This window comes from Actinomycetospora sp. NBC_00405 (genome assembly GCF_036044095.1).
Taxonomy (GTDB): Bacteria; Actinomycetota; Actinomycetes; order Mycobacteriales; family Pseudonocardiaceae; genus Actinomycetospora; species Actinomycetospora callitridis.
Window position 1 is genome coordinate 2,094,673 of sequence record NZ_CP107938.1, and the last position, 14,969, is coordinate 2,109,641.

A 14,969-nucleotide genomic window follows, 5' to 3' on the forward strand; every position below is an offset into this window, starting at 1 on the left:
CCGGCCGAACCCTGCTCAGCGCAGGGCGAGCCCCGCGCGGGAGATGCGGTCGAGGGCGTCGCCGTCGGTGAAGCCGGGGTCGATGCCGTCGGCCTCGGCCACCGCCACGCGGTCGCCCAGCTGGGCCGACGCGTAGCCCTGGCCGGTGAGCTGCTCGGGCGCACCGGGGTAGCCGCGCTGCTCGCGCAGGAGGTCGCTGATGTTGCCCGTCCCGTTGCTGTCGACCAGCGAGCGGAACGCGCCCGCCGTGGTCGTGTCGGGCATCTGGACGGTCGCCACCGCCACGACGACGTCGCGGCCCTCGGCGTTCGCCGACCACAGGGACCGGTCGAGGTGCAGGCAGCCGCGCTCGCGCAGGAACGCCGCCGCCTGGCCGTAGGCGTGGCCCTCGCAGGACGTGTCGGTGGTCGCGATCTCGCGGGTGAAGGTGATGCCGTCCACGGTGCGCGTGGCCGCGGGGTCGGGCTCGCCGCCGCCCCCGGTGGCCGCGCGGCCCACGAGGAACGCGAGGCCGAGCGCGACCAGGAAGGCCGCGACGGCGGCGAGGGTGAGGCCGCGCCAGCCCCAGACCCAGTCGGGCAGCGCGCCGCCGTAGCGCCCGCGCGCCGCGCGGCCGGCGCGACGCGGCCCGGCGAGCAGCCCGCCGATCGCCCCGCCCGGGCGCGGGCCGGAGGACGCGGGGGACCCGGGGACCGACGACTCGGATTCCGACGAGTCGTAGGGCGCGACGGACGTCGCGGGCGACGACGGGAGCCGCCCGGTGGCCGGCAGCGGCGTCCGCGCCGCCGGGACCGGCGAGGGCGAGTCGGAGGGGACGGGCACGGGCGTGGTCTCGGGCGAGGCGCCCGCCTGGAGCGCAGGCGTCTCGGGGGCGAGGAAGCCCGCCTCGGCGAGGCGCTCGGTGTCGGGCACGTGGTCGCCCAGCCGGAACGCCAGCAGCAGCCGGCGCAGGTCCTCGACGTCGATCACCCGGAACGAGCCGACCGGCGCCTTGAGCGCGGCGCGGGCGGCGCCGGCCCCGGCGTCCACGTCGTCCTCGCCGAGCGTGCCGAGGACGCGGCGCGGCGCGGCGCACGGCGGCTCGGACAGGCCCAGGAGGCGGTCGAGCTCGTCGGCGGCCTGGCGGGCCGAGGGCCCGGAGCCGGCGTCGATCGACGGCGCCGAAGCGGTGGGGTCGGCGCCGCGCGGTCCGCGCCCGCCGCCGGCGGCGACGGCCTCGCGGACGTTCTCGCGCTCACCCGCGGTCAGCGGGGCGAGGCCCAGCACGCCGTCGGGACGCAGCACCACGGCGTCGAGCACGCCGTCGGCCCCGCCGGGCAGCGCCACGACGAGACCGGGCACTCGCGCGCCCGGTGAGCCCTCCTCGAGCAGGGCGCGCACACGCGAGACCCGCTCCGGAGCGATACCGAGGCGCGGATCGGGGGCCAGCACCAGCATCCGATCCTCCACGTTCGGGGGACATGGACCGTGCTCAACGTAGCCGAGAGGGTCACGTTCCGATCACGACCCCTAGGTCGGCGCGTCGCTCACTGAGACGAACGGCCGTCAACGCGACAGACGGCGCCGCTCTCCCAGCCGAGCCACGAACGGGACAGCGACGCGCGCCATCCCCGGCAACGCCGCCGAGGAACGCTGCAGGGCAGCGCGCCAGGCGGGAACGGTACGCAACGCCCGCCGGCCCCCGAGCATGCCCATCGCCGCGTCGACGACCTCGTCGACCGACAGCAGGCGGGTGCCGGTGAACAGCAGCGCCGAGCTCGGCCGGTGCGCGACCTTGCTGACCAGAGAGGTGTCGACGACGTCGGGACACAGCGCCCGCACCCGGACCGGTCGGCGCGCCGAGGCGAGCTCGATGTCGAGGGCCTGCGTGTAGCTCAGCGCCGCGGCCTTGCTCGCGCCGTAGGTGGCGAAGCCCGGCGTCGGCCCGAGCCCGGAGAGCGAGACGATGTTGAGGATGTCGCCGCGGCGCATGACGTCCACCGCCGCGCGCGAGCCGTGCACCGTGCCGAGGGTGTTGACCTCGAACGTCGAGGTGACCTCGTCGTCGGTCGCCTCCCAGGCCGGGGCGGTCGACAGCACGCCGGCGTTGTTCACCCAGACCGTGACGTCGCCCAGCCCCGCCGCCGCGAGCGCCACGGCGCGGTGGGCCGAGGCGTCGCGGACGTCGAGGGGCATCGCCGTCGCCGGGCCGTCGAGGGCCTCGGCGGTCGCCTGCGCCGCGGCCGCGTCCACGTCGGTGACGACGAGGTGGTGACCGCGCGCCGAGAGCGCCGCGGCGATCCCCGCCCCGATCCCGCGGCCCGCGCCGGTCACGACCGCGACGGCCACTCGTCCTTGTCCGGAATCGGGGTGCACGGCGGGCATTCTGGCCCCTCCGCACGCGCGCCCGGAGGCCCCTACCCTCGCCCGGGTGTACAGCGAGGAGATCGAGGTCCGGACCGGCGAGCGGGAGACCGTCCGCGACATCACCGGCGAGTGCCGCAGGTTCGTCGAGGGGGCCGGGTCGCCCGACGGTCTGCTGCACGTCTTCGTCCCCCACGCGACGGCCGGCGTGGCGATCATCGAGACCGGCGCGGGCAGCGACGGCGACCTCCTGACCCAGCTCCGGGAGCTGCTGCCCGCCGACGACCGCTGGTCGCACCGCCACGGCTCACCCGGCCACGGCCGCGACCACGTGCTGCCCGCCCTGGTCGCGCCCTCGATGTCCGTGCCGGTGCTCGGCGGCGCGCTGACCCTGGGCACGTGGCAGTCGGTGTGCCTCGTCGACACCAACACCGACAACCCCACCCGCAAGGTCCGTCTGAGCCTGCTGGCGGGCTGAGGGGGCTCAGTCCCCGCAGATCTCGGCGAGCCCCTCGGGGCTCGTGGCGTGGTCGAGCGCCAGTGCCGCGGCGCCGCGCAGGGCCCCGTCGTCGCCGTGCACCGCGTCGAGCACGGGCACCGGGTCGGCGCGCCGGAAGGCCATGAGCGCGCGCTCGTAGGCGTCGTCGAACGCCGGTGACGCGCGCAGGCCGCGCGCCAGCCCGCCGAGCACGACGACGTCGGGGTCGTGGACGTGCACCAGGCCGGCCACGCCCCGGGCCAGGCGCGCGGCGACGGCGCCGACGGCGAGCACCGCGTCCTCCTCGCCGTCCGCGGCCCGCGCGAGCACCGCCTCGGCGTAGGAGCGGGGGTCCTCCGGCGCCGGCGCACCCAGGCGGCGGGCGAGCGCCCGGCCGTCGACCTCCGGGCCCCAGCACCCCGTCGCCCCGCACGGGCAGGGGCGCGCCGGGTCGCCGAAGGGGAGGTGGCCGTACTCCCCCGCCGCGCCGTGCGCCCCCAGGTGCGGACGGCCGTCGAGCAGCAGCGCCCCGCCGAGCCCGACCTCGACGGTGAGGTAGAGCGCCGTGCCCGCGCCCGCCGCCGCGCCGGTGCGGGCCTCGGCCACCCCGGCGAACGTCGCGTCGTTGCCGACCTGCAGCGGCACCGGGTCGGGGCCCAGCGCGGCGGTGACCGAGCCGAGGTCGACGGCGTCCCAGGCCAGCTCGGTGGCCCGCACGAGGCCGTCGTCGGACACGGGCGCGGGGGCGGCGAGGCCGACCGCCACGACGCGGTGTCCCCGGGCGACCTCGGCGACGGCGGCCCGCAGGGTGTCCGCGACGGCCGAGGCGTCGCGGCCGTGGCGGGCGCCGACGACGTCGGTGACCTCGCCGTCGAGGCCCGCGAGGCCCACCCGCCAGTCCTCGTGGCGCACGTCCACCGCGACCACGCGCGGGCCGTCGGGGCAGGCGTCGAGACAGGTGGTGGGACGCCCGCGGCCCTGGACCGGGGCGCGGCACTCGGTGATCCAGCCGGCCTCCCGCAGGCGTCCCACGGTCTCGGTGACCGACGCGCTGGACAGCGAGAGGCGGCGCGCGAGCTCGACGCGGGTCAGGCCCGGCGAGCGCCGGACCTCGGCGAGCACCTCCGCCTTCGTGCGCCACCGGTCCACACGGGCGCGACTCGGCTCACGTCCGGTCTCCGTTGACGCGCTCATGGTGACGATTATGCTCGGACAACGAGAATATTCAACGTGCAGGAAGGAACCGCCGTGACGCTGCAGCCTGCGGTGCTCGACCGGCCGGCAGACGGGGCAGGCGGGACCGCCGAGACCTTCGCGGCCGTGCTGCTGGACATGGACGGCACCCTGGTCGACTCGGACGCCGCCGTCGAGCGCTCCTGGCGCTCCTGGGCGCGCCGTTGGGGCGCCGACCCGGCCGGGGTGCTCGACGTCATGACCGGTCACCCCGCCGAGAGCACGGTCCGTCGGGTCCGCCCCGACCTCGACGAGGCCCGGGTCGCCGCGGCCACCCGCGACCACCTCGAGCACGAGTACGTCGACCTCGCCGACGTCGTCGCCGCCCCCGGCGCGCACGAGCTGATCGACCGTCTCGAGGCCACGTTCATGCCCTGGGCGGTCGTGACCAGCGCCGACACCCGGCTCGCCCGGGCTCGGCTCGACGCCGCCGGACTCCGGTTCCCGGTGCTCGTCCCCCGCGACATGGTGACCCAGGGCAAGCCGGACCCCGAGGGCTACCTCCGTGCCGCCGACTTCCTGGGCGTCGATATCACGGAATGCCTCGTCGTCGAGGACTCCGCCGTCGGCGTCGAGGCCGGCCGTGCCGCCGGCGCGACCGTCGCCGGCCTGCGCGGCGAGCCCGCCGACCTGGCCGTCGCCACCCTCCACGACGTCCTGCCCCTGATCCCCCGGGAGGTGACCGTGACCCCGCCCACCGCCACCGAGACGCCCACGATCGTCCCGGAGGAGGAGCGCCCCACGCGCCTCTCCCGCGTCCCCGCCGGCGTCAGCCTGGCGGCGCTCGCGCTGGGCGGGCTCGCGATCGGCACCACCGAGTTCGCCAGCATGGGCGTGCTGCCCGGCTTCGCGTCCGACCTCGGGGTCTCGGTGCCCACCGCCGGCATCGCCATCAGCGCCTACGCGCTCGGCGTCGTCGTCGGCGCCCCGCTCATCACGCTCATCGGGGCCCGCTGGCCGCGCAAGCAGATGGTGGTCGTGCTGGCGGTCGCCCTCGTCGTCTTCAACGCCCTGTCGGCGATCGCGCCGTCGTTCCTGCCCTTCGTGGGTCTGCGCTTCCTCTCCGGGCTGCCGCACGGTGCCTACTTCGGCGCCGCCGCCGTGCTCGGGTCGGCCCTCGTGCCCCCGGAGAAGCGCGCCCGGGCGCTCGCGACCGTGATGCTCGGGCTGACCATCGCGAACATCATCGGCGTGCCCGCCGCGACGTGGCTGGGCGAGATGTTCGGCTGGCGCAGCGCGTACGTCGCCGTCACGGTCGTCGCCCTGATCACCGTGCTCGCCGTCGTCACCCTCGTGCCGAGCCCGGCCGACGACCACGGCGGCAGCCTGGGCGGCGAGCTCACCGCCCTGCGCAGGCCCCAGGTCTGGCTGACGCTCGGCGTCATCGCCGCCGGCTTCGGCGGCCTGTTCGCGGTGTACAGCTACATCAGCCCGATCCTGACCAACCAGGCCGGTGTCGCGGCGACGACCATCCCGCTGCTGCTCGGCGCCCTCGGCGTCGGCATGACGATCGGCAACATCGCCGGCGGCCGCTTCGCCGAGAAGGCCCCGCGGGCGACGATCGCGATCGCCCTCGTCGCTTACGCGGCCGTGCTGGTGGCCTTCACGATGGCCGCGCACAACGCGGTCACCGCGACGATCGGGCTCTTCGCGCTGGGCTTCGTCGGGATGTCGGCCGGACCGGCCCTCATGGGGCGGCTCATCGACTTCGCCGCCGAGGGTCCGTCACTGGCGGCCGCGAGCTTCCACTCGGCGTTCAACGTCGCCAACGCGGTGGGCGCGGCGCTGGGCGGCGTCGTGCTCGCGGCGGGCCTGGGCTACGACGCCCCGGCCGCGGTGGGCGCGGTGCTGCCGCTGATCGGTCTCGGCGTGCTTGCGATCTCCGTGGGGCTGGAGCGGCGTGCGGCCGCCCCGTCGCCGGCCTGATCAGCGGGTCAGTTCCCCGACGACGTCGTCGACCGGGACCTCGCGGCGCACGCCCGAGGCCCGGTCGGTGACCTCGACGACCCCGTTCGCCAGACCCCGCCCGACGGTCAGGGTGGTCGGCATCCCGAGCAGCTCGGCGTCGGCGAACTTCACGCCCGGCGAGGCCTTGCGGTCGTCGAGCAGCACCTCGAGTCCCGCGTCGGCGAGCTCCGTCGCGATCCGGTCGGCCGCCTCGGCCTGGGCCGGGTCCTTGCCGGCGATGACGAGGTGCACGGCGTACGGCGCGACCTCCGCGGGCCACACCAGGCCCTTGTCGTCGGCGTGCTGCTCGGTGATCGCCGCGACCGCGCGGGTCACGCCGACGCCGTAGGAGCCCATGGTGATCGTGGTCGGCTTGCCGTCCGCGCCCTGCACGGACAGCCCGAGCGCCTCGGCGTACTTGCGGCCGAGCTGGAAGATGTGGCCCATCTCGATGCCACGGGCTGCGACGAGCGGGCCGCCGCCGTCGGGCGAGGGGTCCCCCTCGCGCACCTCGGCGGCCTCGATCGTGCCGTCGGGGGTGAAGTCGCGGCCGGCGACGAGGTCGACGACGTGGCGCCCGGGCTCGTCGGCACCCGTGACCCACGCGGTGCCGGTGACGATCCGGGGGTCGACGAGGTAGCGCACGCCGTTCTTCGCGAGCCCGACCGGCCCGATGTAGCCCTTGGTGAGGAAGGGGTTCGCGGCGAAGTCCGCGTCCTCGAGCAGCGCGACCTCCGCGGGCGACACCGACGCCTCGAGGCGCTTCATGTCCACCTCGCGATCGCCGGGGACGCCGACCCCGAGGAGCGTCCACTCCGTTGACCCGGGCAGGCGCGTCTTGACCATGACGTTCTTGAGGGTGTCGGCGGCGGTGAAGGTCCGCCCCAGCTCCAGGCCGTTGACGTGGGCGACCAGCGTGTCGATCGTCGGCGTGTCCGGGGTGTCGTACACGACCGCCTCGGGCTTGTCCTCGGTCGACCGCTCCGGCGGGGCCGGGGTCGTCACGGCCTCGACGTTCGCGGCGTAGCCCGTGGCGGGCGCGCGCACGTAGGTGTCCTCGCCCGACGCGCAGGGCGCGAGGAACTCCTCGGACGCCGATCCGCCCATGGCGCCCGACATCGCCGAGACGATCTGCACCTCGAGCCCGAGCCGCGCGAAGATCCGCTGGTAGGCCTCGCGGTGGGCGTCGTAGGACGCCTGCAGGGCCTCGTCGGAGAGGTCGAACGAGTACGAGTCCTTCATCGTGAACTCGCGCCCGCGCAGGATGCCCGCGCGCGGGCGCTCCTCGTCGCGGTACTTGGTCTGGACCTGGTAGAGGATCACCGGGAAGTCGCGGTAGGAGCTCGTCTCCCCCTTGACCATCAGGGTGAACATCTCCTCGTGCGTGGGGCCGAGGAGGTAGTCGGCCTTCTTGCGGTCCTTGAGGCGGAAGAGCGCGTCGCCGTACTCGGTCCAACGTCCGGTGGCCTCGTAGGGCTCCTTCGGCAGCAGCGCCGGGAAGTGCACCTCCTGGCCGCCGATCCCGTCCATCTCCTCGCGGATGATCGCCTCGACCCGGGCCAGCACCTTCATGCCCAGCGGCAACCACGAGTAGATGCCCGGCGCGACACGACGGACGTACCCGGCGCGCACGAGCAGCTTGTGGCTGATCACCTCGGCGTCCGCCGGGTCCTCGCGCAGCGTGTGCAGGAACAGACCCGACATTCGTGTGACGCCTCGTGCCATGGACCGAGCGTAACGACGGGCGGGAAGAGGGTTGCGCCCGGCGCTGATGGTCGCGGGACGATCACGGCGTGGACCACGAGGCCGCCCGCGCGCTGATCGCCGACGACCCTCACTACGAGATCACCGTCGGCGAGGGGCGGACGTGCTCACCGTGCGGGGCGAACGGCATCCGCCCTGCCCGAGCGGCTCGCGCTGCTGCCGGCGACGCTCGAGTCCGGCGAGGTGGATGTCCTGTGGGACCGCGTTCGTCGGTCGACGACCTGGCGGACGTGAGCTCGGGAGTCGCGCCTCCTCCCGGACGACGCTTCGGTTGTCGAAGCGTCGTGCTGTCGCGACGCCGTGCTCGGGCTCTGGGGTGGGCCCGGCGGCGACTCCCTCCCGGACGACGCTTCGGTTTCCGAAGCGTCCGGCCAGCGTGGCGCTGATCGCTCCGGGTGCTCCGGCGTCATCGGTTCGCGGGAGCACCTGCGGCGATCTCGGGTGTGGTCAGCGGTAGAGGATGACGTCCGGGGCCGGGTCGGCGGCCAGCAGCTCCATGGGCGACGGGCCGCCGAGCGGGAGGATCACCCCGCGCGGCGCGGACGCCTGCGTCCCGTCGATGGCGACGACGGCGAGCTCGGACGGCGCGCCGGTCGCGGTGCCCGGGACGACGACGAGCTTCTGCGGCAGGTTGCCGGTGCGCACGACGTCGGCGAGCCAACCGGTGACGACACCGAGCTCCTCGGGCGCGAGCGGCGGGGAGTCGAGGGCGAGGCCGACGTCGGGCTCGCGCAGCAGGCGCTCCCAGGGCTCGAGGGCGCCGCGCACGGCGATCGGTCCGGTGGGCACGGCGAGCACCAGGAGCTGGCGGTGGGCCCGGGTGAGCGCGAGCCGCTGCCACGCCGCCGGGGCGTCGGCGACGTCGCGCACCGGCAGCTCCAGGGCCGGCAGGACATCGCGGTCGCTGGTGCCGAACGGGACGGCGACGGTGTCGAGACGATCGGCGCTCGCCTCGCTCGGGCCGCTGCCCGGGGCCTCGCGCAGAGCGACGACCCGCTGCGCGGGCAGGATCGTCGACCCGCCCCGGGGGAGCTCGGCAGGTGGGCCGGCGACCGCGGCCACCGGCGCCGCCGCGATGATCGGCGGAGGCTCCGGCGCCGGCCCGACCCCCAGCGCACTGACGAGCGCGAGCACCAGGGCGATGAGCCGCGGGATGATCCACACAGCCGCCACCGCGAGGCCCGCGATCAGGAAGATCGCGAGCACCCGCCGGCGGCGACGCTTCCGGTTCGCCTTCGACGCCGCGCGCGCCGCGGCCTCGCGGGCCGCCGCGTCCCGCGCCAGTGGTGGCGGCACCGTCTCCGCGCCCGGGAGCGTCGACACGAGGTCCTGGGCCTCGCTCTCCTCGCGCTCTTTCCGCTCGCGCTCCCGGCGGTCACGCTCGGCCCGCTCGCGGGCCTCCCGCTCGGCCTTCTCACGGGCCTCGCGTTCGGCCTTCTCACGGGCCTCGCGTTCGGCCTTCTCGCGCGCTTCGCGCGCGGCCTTCTCGCGCGCCTCGCGCGCGGCCTTCTCACGGGCTTCGCGCTCGGCCGTCTCGCGCGCCTCGCGCTCCGCCGTCTCGCGGGCTTCCCGTTCGGCCTGCTCACGTGCCTCGCGTTCGGCCGTCTCGCGCGCCTCGCGCTCCGCCGTCTCGCGGGCTTCCCGTTCGGCCTGCTCACGTGCCTCGCGTTCGGCCTGGTCGCGCGCCTCGCGCTCCGCGGTCTCGCGCTCCGCGGTCTCGCGCGCCTCGGTCTCCCGCGCCTCCCGCTCAGCCGCATCCGCCGCCTCGCGCTCGTCGTCGCGGTCCTCGATCGCGTCGCGAGGGGACGGGGCGACGGTCACGTCGTCCGGTCCACCCCAGACGTCGGTGCCGTCCTCGGACTCGACACGGCGCCACCATCGGGTGCCCACGGCCACGAGACCACCTCCCCTCCGCCGCCGGGGCCTCACGAGGCCTCCACCGGCACGCGGGCCCACGTTAGGTGGACACCCGGTCGGAGACGGCGCGCCGCGCCCGGACACGCGGGAGGTGTTCGCCGGGACACGCTGGGCCGATCAGGCCAGGCCGAGCACCGCGAGCGCCGCGCGGGCGGCCTCCCCGCCCTCGTCCTCGGCCACCGCGAGCGCGCCGGGCACGTCGAGGTCGTCGAGCAGGCGCTCCATCACGGCGTCCGCCGCCGCGACGCCCCGACCGTGCCGTGCGGCCGCGGCGTAGAGCCGCTCGAGGCGCGCCGCGGCGGCGTCGAGCGCCCCCGGCTCGATGTCCCAGGCGCTCGCCCACGGCCGGTCGAGCAGCAGCAGGCGCACGGCCGCGGCGGGGTGGGTCTCGAGCAGCTCGCCGACGAGCAGGAGGTTCCCGGCCGACTTCGCCATCTTCTGCCCGTCGACACGCACCGTCCCGACGTGCAGGTGCGCGCGGGCGAAGGGCCGGACGGCGGTGACGGCCTCGACCATCGCCGCCTGGTGGGTGTGGTGGGGGTGGCGCAGGTCGGCGCCGCCGATGTGGAGGTCGACGGCCGGCCCGAGCATCGTCAGCGCCATCGCCGCGCACTCCGCGTGCCAGCCGGGCCGTCCGTCGCCCCAGGGGCTGGGCCAGGCCGCCTCGCCCGGCGACGCGGGGCGCCAGACCAGCGCGTCGGCGGGGTCGTCGGCACCCGGCCAGGGCGCCTCGCTCGAGGTCTCGTCCGGGTCGGCGGGGATCTCGGGCGCGGGCACCTGCCCGGCACGGAACAGCACGGCACCGTCGCGCTCGTAGGCCGCACCGCGCTCGAGCAGCGCGGCGGCGAGGGCGACGACCCCGTCGACGTGGTTGTGCGCGCGCGGCTCGTGGGTCGGCGGCCGAACCCCGAGAGCGGACATGTCGCGGTCGAAGCGGAACTGGCCGACGGCGGCGAAGCTGTCGAACCGCGCGCCCGCCCGCTCGGCGGCGGCGTCGAGGACGTCGTCGACGTCGGTGACGTTGCGGCAGGTGACGAGCTCGACCCCGGTGCGACGCAGCACCCGCGAGGCGACGTCGGCCCAGACGAACGTGGCCGCGTGCCCCAGGTGGGTCGTGTCGTACGGGGTGATGCCGCAGACGTAGGCGCGGGCGCGGCCGACGAGCGGCAGCGGTGCCCCGGCGAGGCGGAGCGTCATGAGCGGACCCTTCCCGTGCGCTTGGCCGCGCGACGCCACTGCACCATGCGCCCGAGACCGGGGATCGCGAGCAGCAGCACCCCGGCGATCGCGGCGAAGAGCAGCCAGATCCCCAGCGGCAGGGTGGCCTCGAACCCCAGGAACGCCACGCGGGCGGGATCGAGGTTCTGGAGGATGAACACGAGCAGGAACACCAGGACGACGGCGCCGAGGATCAGGCCGATCCAGGCCCCGCCGACCCGCGTGCGTCCGGGGCTCGTCTGCACGCGCGGCCGCGCGGCGGCGGCGCCGTCCGGGATGGTGAGGGGCTCCGACGGCGGGGTCCGGTCGGCCGAGGTCGGACCAGCCGAGGTCGGACCAGCCGAGGTCGGACCAGCCGGGGTCGGGTCGACGGGGCCCGAGCCGGCCACCTCAGCCCGCGAGATGGCGCCCGTGCCGGGGGTGGTGGGCCCGTCGGCGGGCGACGGCGCGCCGTACCGGGGCTGCTCGCTCATGGTCGTCATCCTCCCCCGTGACGCGCGCCCGCGTCAGACCCGGTCGGCCGCGTCACGCCGCCCGCCCACCTCAGCAGGCGGCCGGCACCACGTCGGCCTCCGCCGCCGAGGCCACCTGCGCCTCGGCCTCGTCCAGACGACGGCGCAGCGACGCGCTGAGCAGCGCCTGGGCGTCGGACCCGAGCAGCACGCGCCGCGGCACGCCGGTCGACGCGAGGGGCGCGTCGGCGGCCCGGATCATGCCGCGACGGTGCGGGCCTGGTCGCCGATCATGTCCTCGACGGCGACCCGCGGGCCGTGCCGGTGCTCGTAGGCCGGGTGCTCGGCGGCCTGCCCCGCGGCGTCGAAGAACGTCGTGCGGATCATGCCGGGCTCGGGGAGGACGACGCACGCGGCTGTTCGAGCTCGCCGCGCCGCGCCTCGCGCGGCGGGACCCGCCGGTGCGCCCCGTGCCGGTGCCGATGGGCACGCGCGAGCAGCTGCGCGCGCTCGCCGCGCGGCGCCTCGACGTCGGGCACACGTGGCAGCCCGAGCTGACCGGGGAGCTGACCTCCCTCTGTACCGCCCGCGAACGGCTGGTCGTCGTGGTCGCGGCCGGCGACCCGCTGGCCGCCGAGGACGCCGTCGACCCGGTCGCGCTCTCCGGGCGCCCGCTGGCCCTCGTCCCGCGCGCCACCAACCCGTGGGTGCACGACCACTACGTCCGCGAGCTCACCGCACGCGGGACCCGCGTCACCGTCGCCCGCCAGCACGCCGTCCGACTCGACCGGCTCCTCCCCCTGGTCCTCGCCCGCACCGCCATCGGCCTCACCACCGAGCGCGCCGCCGCCGGGGTCGCGGGGACGGGGGCCGTGTCCCGTCCCCTCGCCGGTCCCCCGTTGCTCGTCGAGCACCGCCTCGTCTGGCGCGCCGACACCAGCGACACCGCGGTGCTCGCGCTGGTCGACGTCGTGCGGGAGCTGGTCGACGGGGGCGCGCTGGGCCTCAGCGCGCCACCGCCACCGTGACGCCCCGGCCGCGCTGCTTGGCGACGACGAGCTCGCCCCCGCCCCGCTCGCGGGCGGCCAACAGGGCGGCGGCCTCGGCGACGCTCCCGGTGCCCGTCAGCCGGCGCACGACCGGCGAGGGGTGCGGGACGTCGACGGTGTCGAGGACCGAGGCCGGGTAGGTGCGCAGGCTCCGGCCCGCCGCGAGCGTCGTGACCGCGGGCTCGCCCGCGCGGGTCTCGATGGTCGCGACGACGGCGACGTCCTCGACGAGCCCCAGGGCGCGCACCGCGTCGAGCAGGTGCTCCGGCGGCGTGCCGGGCTCGACACCGACCCCGAGGACGAGCACGCCTACGGGGTCACCAGCGCGTCGAGGACCTCGACGACGTGGTCCTGGATCGACAGGTGACCGGTGTTTGGCAGGCGGTGGAGGCGGCCGATGCCGGCCGGCAGGCGGGACGCGATGTCCTCGGCGTGGTCCATCGGGACCCACGCGTCCTCCTCGCCCTGGAAGATCTCGACCGGCGTCAGGACGGCGGACCAGTCGAGGTGCCACGGGCCCGCCCACAGCCGGTACTCCTCGATCACGCCCGCCGGACCCTGGCGCAGCGCGTCGAGGAAGGAGGCCATGACGCCGCCGGCGCCGTGCCGGGCGAGGAAGTCGCGGTCGGGCGCGGCGAGCTCGTCGCGGAGCTGCTTGGTGGCCACGCCCGGAGCGAGCCTCGCGGCCAGGCGCTGGAACCGCAGGGTCATCGCGGCTCGGGCCGGATGGTGCTCGATCATGTCGAGGAGGTCGATGTCGGACTTCGCGAGGCCCTCGCGGGCCCCGGGGCGGTCGTCGATCGGGCCGGCGCCGGCCATGAGCGCGGTCCCGGTGACGCGCGGGCCGCACCCGGCCGCGCAGGACAGCGCGAAGGGTCCGCCGGCGGAGTAGCCGATCGTTGCGAACCGGTTGATGCCGAGCACGTCGGCCAGCGCGAGCACCTCGTCCGCGTAGCCCGTGATCGTCCGTCCCGGGACGGGGTCGGAGCCGCCGATCCCGCCGCGGTCGGGGCACAGGACGCGCAGCCCGCGCTCACGCGCCGGGGCGTCGGTGAACTCCTTGCCCAGGCGACTGTCGGGGGTGCCGTGGAAGAGGAACACCGGGGCGCCGTCGGGGTCGCCGTGCTCGGCGAGGGCGACGGTGCGCCCGTCGACGGTGACGGTCATGAGGGCCTCCGGCCACGTGAGTGATCCGGGTCGTCGGGACGACCCTTATCACTCACGTGGCGCAGCCATCGCGCGACGCCACCCGGACGGCTGACCGGGTGGGTGTGCAGGTAGGAGGCGTGGACGCCGCCGGTCACGAAGCCCTCGGGCTCGGCGCCGTCCCAGCGCCACGCCGCGGACGCGCCGGCGCGCGGGGTGGCGACGGTGCGGTGGAACTCGTGCCCGGTCACCGTCTCGCCGGCGGCGGCGAGCGGGGAGTCCGCGCAGGCGGTGGCGGTGCGGTAGCCCAGGGACAGGCGCGGACCCATCGCGGCGTCGGCGTCGAGCACCCCGCACATCGGCGCGCCGTCCAGCGAGCGGGCGAGGTAGAGCAGCCCGCCGCACTCGGCGTGCACCGGGGCCCCGGACGCCGCGAACGCCCGGATCGCCGCGCGCAGCGGGGCGTTGGCGCTCAGGGCCTCGGCGTGCTCCTCGGGGAAGCCGCCGGGCAGCACGAGGCCGGCCGTCCCGGGCGGCAGCGCCTCGTCGCGCGCGGGGTCGACGGTGACGACGTCGGCGCCCCCGGCCGCCAGCATCTCGGCGTGCTCGGGGTAGCCGAACGTGAAGGCGGCCCCGCCGGCCACGGCGACCACCGGCGCGCCGGGGACGCGCTCGCCGACCATCGGGTCCCACGGCGTCGTCGGCGTCGCGGGCGCCGAGCGCGCGAGGGCCACGACGGCGTCGAGGTCCACGTGCCCGGCGACCAGCGCGGCCATCGCGTCGACCGCCGCGCGCGCCGCGCCCCCGTGCTCGGCGGCCGTCACCAGACCGAGGTGCCGCGACGGCACCGCCAGCTCCGCCCGGCGCGGCAGCACCCCGAGCACCGGGAGCCCGACCTCGGCGCACGCGGCGCGCAGGACCTCCTCGTGGCGGTTCGACCCGACCCGGTTGAGGATCACGCCGCCGAGGCGCAGCCGCGGGTCGAAGTCCCGGAACCCCGCGAGCAGCGCGGCGACCGAGCGGGACTGGCCGCGCGCGTCGACCACCAGCACCACGGGCGCCTCGAGCAGCCGGGCGACGTGGGCGGTCGAGCCGTCGGCGTCCGGGTCGGCGGCGATCCGGCCGTCGAAGAGCCCCATGACGCCCTCGACCACCGCCAGCTCCGCGCCGCGCGCCCCGTGCGCCAGGAGCCCGGGCAGCGTCGCGGGGTCGACGAGCACCCCGTCCAGGTTGCGGCCGGGGCGCCCGGCCGCGAGGGCGTGGTAGCCGGGGTCGACGTAGTCGGGGCCGACCTTCGCCGGGGCCACGGCCGTGCCGCGGGCGGCGAGGGCACCGAGCAGACCGGTGGCGACGGTGGTCTTGCCGCTGCCGGACGAGGGCGCCGCGACGACGACCCGGGGCGGCAGAACCGTCGTCATGGGC

15 protein-coding genes are annotated in these 14,969 nt (G+C 76.5%); 3 read left to right on the forward strand and 12 right to left on the reverse strand.

Annotated features, from left to right (window positions below):
* Positions 1–15 precede the first annotated feature (15 nt).
* Positions 16–1,437, reverse strand: coding sequence for a hypothetical protein (locus tag OG774_RS10350; protein ID WP_328309132.1), 1,422 nt, complete (start codon positions 1,435–1,437; stop codon positions 16–18).
* Positions 1,438–1,545: 108 nt separating this feature from the next.
* On the reverse strand, positions 1,546–2,328 hold the full coding sequence (locus OG774_RS10355) for an SDR family NAD(P)-dependent oxidoreductase (protein ID WP_328309133.1): 783 nt from the start codon (positions 2,326–2,328) through the stop codon (positions 1,546–1,548).
* 82 nt (positions 2,329–2,410) lie between these two features.
* Here OG774_RS10355 and OG774_RS10360 point away from each other — a divergent pair, with 82 nt between their 5' ends.
* Complete coding sequence (locus OG774_RS10360; protein WP_328309135.1) at positions 2,411–2,821, forward strand: secondary thiamine-phosphate synthase enzyme YjbQ; 411 nt, start codon at positions 2,411–2,413, stop codon at positions 2,819–2,821.
* A gap of 6 nt (positions 2,822–2,827) precedes the next feature.
* On the opposite strand, the gene OG774_RS10365 is transcribed toward OG774_RS10360, so the two are convergent.
* Positions 2,828–4,015: an ROK family transcriptional regulator gene (locus OG774_RS10365; protein WP_328309137.1), complete on the reverse strand. Its 1,188-nt coding sequence runs from the start codon at positions 4,013–4,015 to the stop codon at positions 2,828–2,830.
* A 54-nt stretch (positions 4,016–4,069) separates the two neighbouring features.
* Between OG774_RS10365 and OG774_RS10370 the strand changes: the two genes are divergently transcribed.
* Complete coding sequence (locus tag OG774_RS10370; RefSeq protein WP_328309138.1) at positions 4,070–5,980, forward strand: MFS transporter; 1,911 nt, start codon at positions 4,070–4,072, stop codon at positions 5,978–5,980.
* Here the strand turns inward: OG774_RS10370 and OG774_RS10375 are convergent, their stop codons facing one another.
* The 6 genes from OG774_RS10375 to OG774_RS10400 form a co-directional block, all read right to left on the reverse strand.
* Positions 5,981–7,726, reverse strand: a complete 1,746-nt coding sequence (locus OG774_RS10375; protein WP_328309139.1) for a proline--tRNA ligase — start codon at positions 7,724–7,726, stop codon at positions 5,981–5,983.
* A gap of 486 nt (positions 7,727–8,212) precedes the next feature.
* Positions 8,213–9,661, reverse strand: coding sequence for a hypothetical protein (locus OG774_RS10380; RefSeq protein WP_328309140.1), 1,449 nt, complete (start codon positions 9,659–9,661; stop codon positions 8,213–8,215).
* 138 nt (positions 9,662–9,799) lie between these two features.
* Positions 9,800–10,879 carry a cysteine--tRNA ligase gene (locus OG774_RS10385; protein ID WP_328309142.1) on the reverse strand — a complete coding sequence of 360 codons (1,080 nt, stop codon included), beginning with the start codon at positions 10,877–10,879 and terminating at the stop codon, positions 9,800–9,802.
* A complete protein-coding gene (locus OG774_RS10390) occupies positions 10,876–11,373 on the reverse strand; it encodes a LapA family protein (RefSeq protein ID WP_328309144.1) in 498 nt (165 codons plus the stop codon). The genes OG774_RS10385 and OG774_RS10390 overlap by 4 nt, the downstream gene beginning before the upstream one ends.
* A gap of 70 nt (positions 11,374–11,443) precedes the next feature.
* Complete coding sequence (locus tag OG774_RS10395) at positions 11,444–11,614, reverse strand: hypothetical protein (protein ID WP_328309146.1); 171 nt, start codon at positions 11,612–11,614, stop codon at positions 11,444–11,446.
* Positions 11,611–11,739 carry a hypothetical protein gene (locus OG774_RS10400; protein WP_328311224.1) on the reverse strand — a complete coding sequence of 43 codons (129 nt, stop codon included), beginning with the start codon at positions 11,737–11,739 and terminating at the stop codon, positions 11,611–11,613. The genes OG774_RS10395 and OG774_RS10400 overlap by 4 nt, the downstream gene beginning before the upstream one ends.
* A gap of 29 nt (positions 11,740–11,768) precedes the next feature.
* On the opposite strand from OG774_RS10400, the gene OG774_RS10405 reads away from it, so the two are divergent.
* The gene (locus tag OG774_RS10405) at positions 11,769–12,380 is read left to right on the forward strand and encodes a LysR substrate-binding domain-containing protein (protein WP_328310888.1); all 612 of its coding nucleotides are present in this window, start codon (positions 11,769–11,771) and stop codon (positions 12,378–12,380) included.
* Here the strand turns inward: OG774_RS10405 and OG774_RS10410 are convergent.
* The 3 genes from OG774_RS10410 to OG774_RS10420 are packed head-to-tail and all read right to left on the reverse strand — an operon-like array spanning position 12,358 to position 14,965.
* Positions 12,358–12,708, reverse strand: coding sequence for a cobalamin biosynthesis protein (locus tag OG774_RS10410; RefSeq protein WP_328309148.1), 351 nt, complete (start codon positions 12,706–12,708; stop codon positions 12,358–12,360). The two genes, OG774_RS10405 and OG774_RS10410, sit on opposite strands and share 23 nt — an antisense overlap.
* Before the next feature lie 2 nt (positions 12,709–12,710).
* A complete protein-coding gene (locus tag OG774_RS10415) occupies positions 12,711–13,568 on the reverse strand; it encodes an alpha/beta fold hydrolase (RefSeq protein WP_328309150.1) in 858 nt (285 codons plus the stop codon).
* Positions 13,565–14,965 carry a cobyrinate a,c-diamide synthase gene (locus OG774_RS10420; protein WP_328309152.1) on the reverse strand — a complete coding sequence of 467 codons (1,401 nt, stop codon included), beginning with the start codon at positions 14,963–14,965 and terminating at the stop codon, positions 13,565–13,567. Before OG774_RS10420 ends, OG774_RS10415 begins: the two co-directional genes overlap by 4 nt.
* Positions 14,966–14,969: the final 4 nt, after the last annotated feature.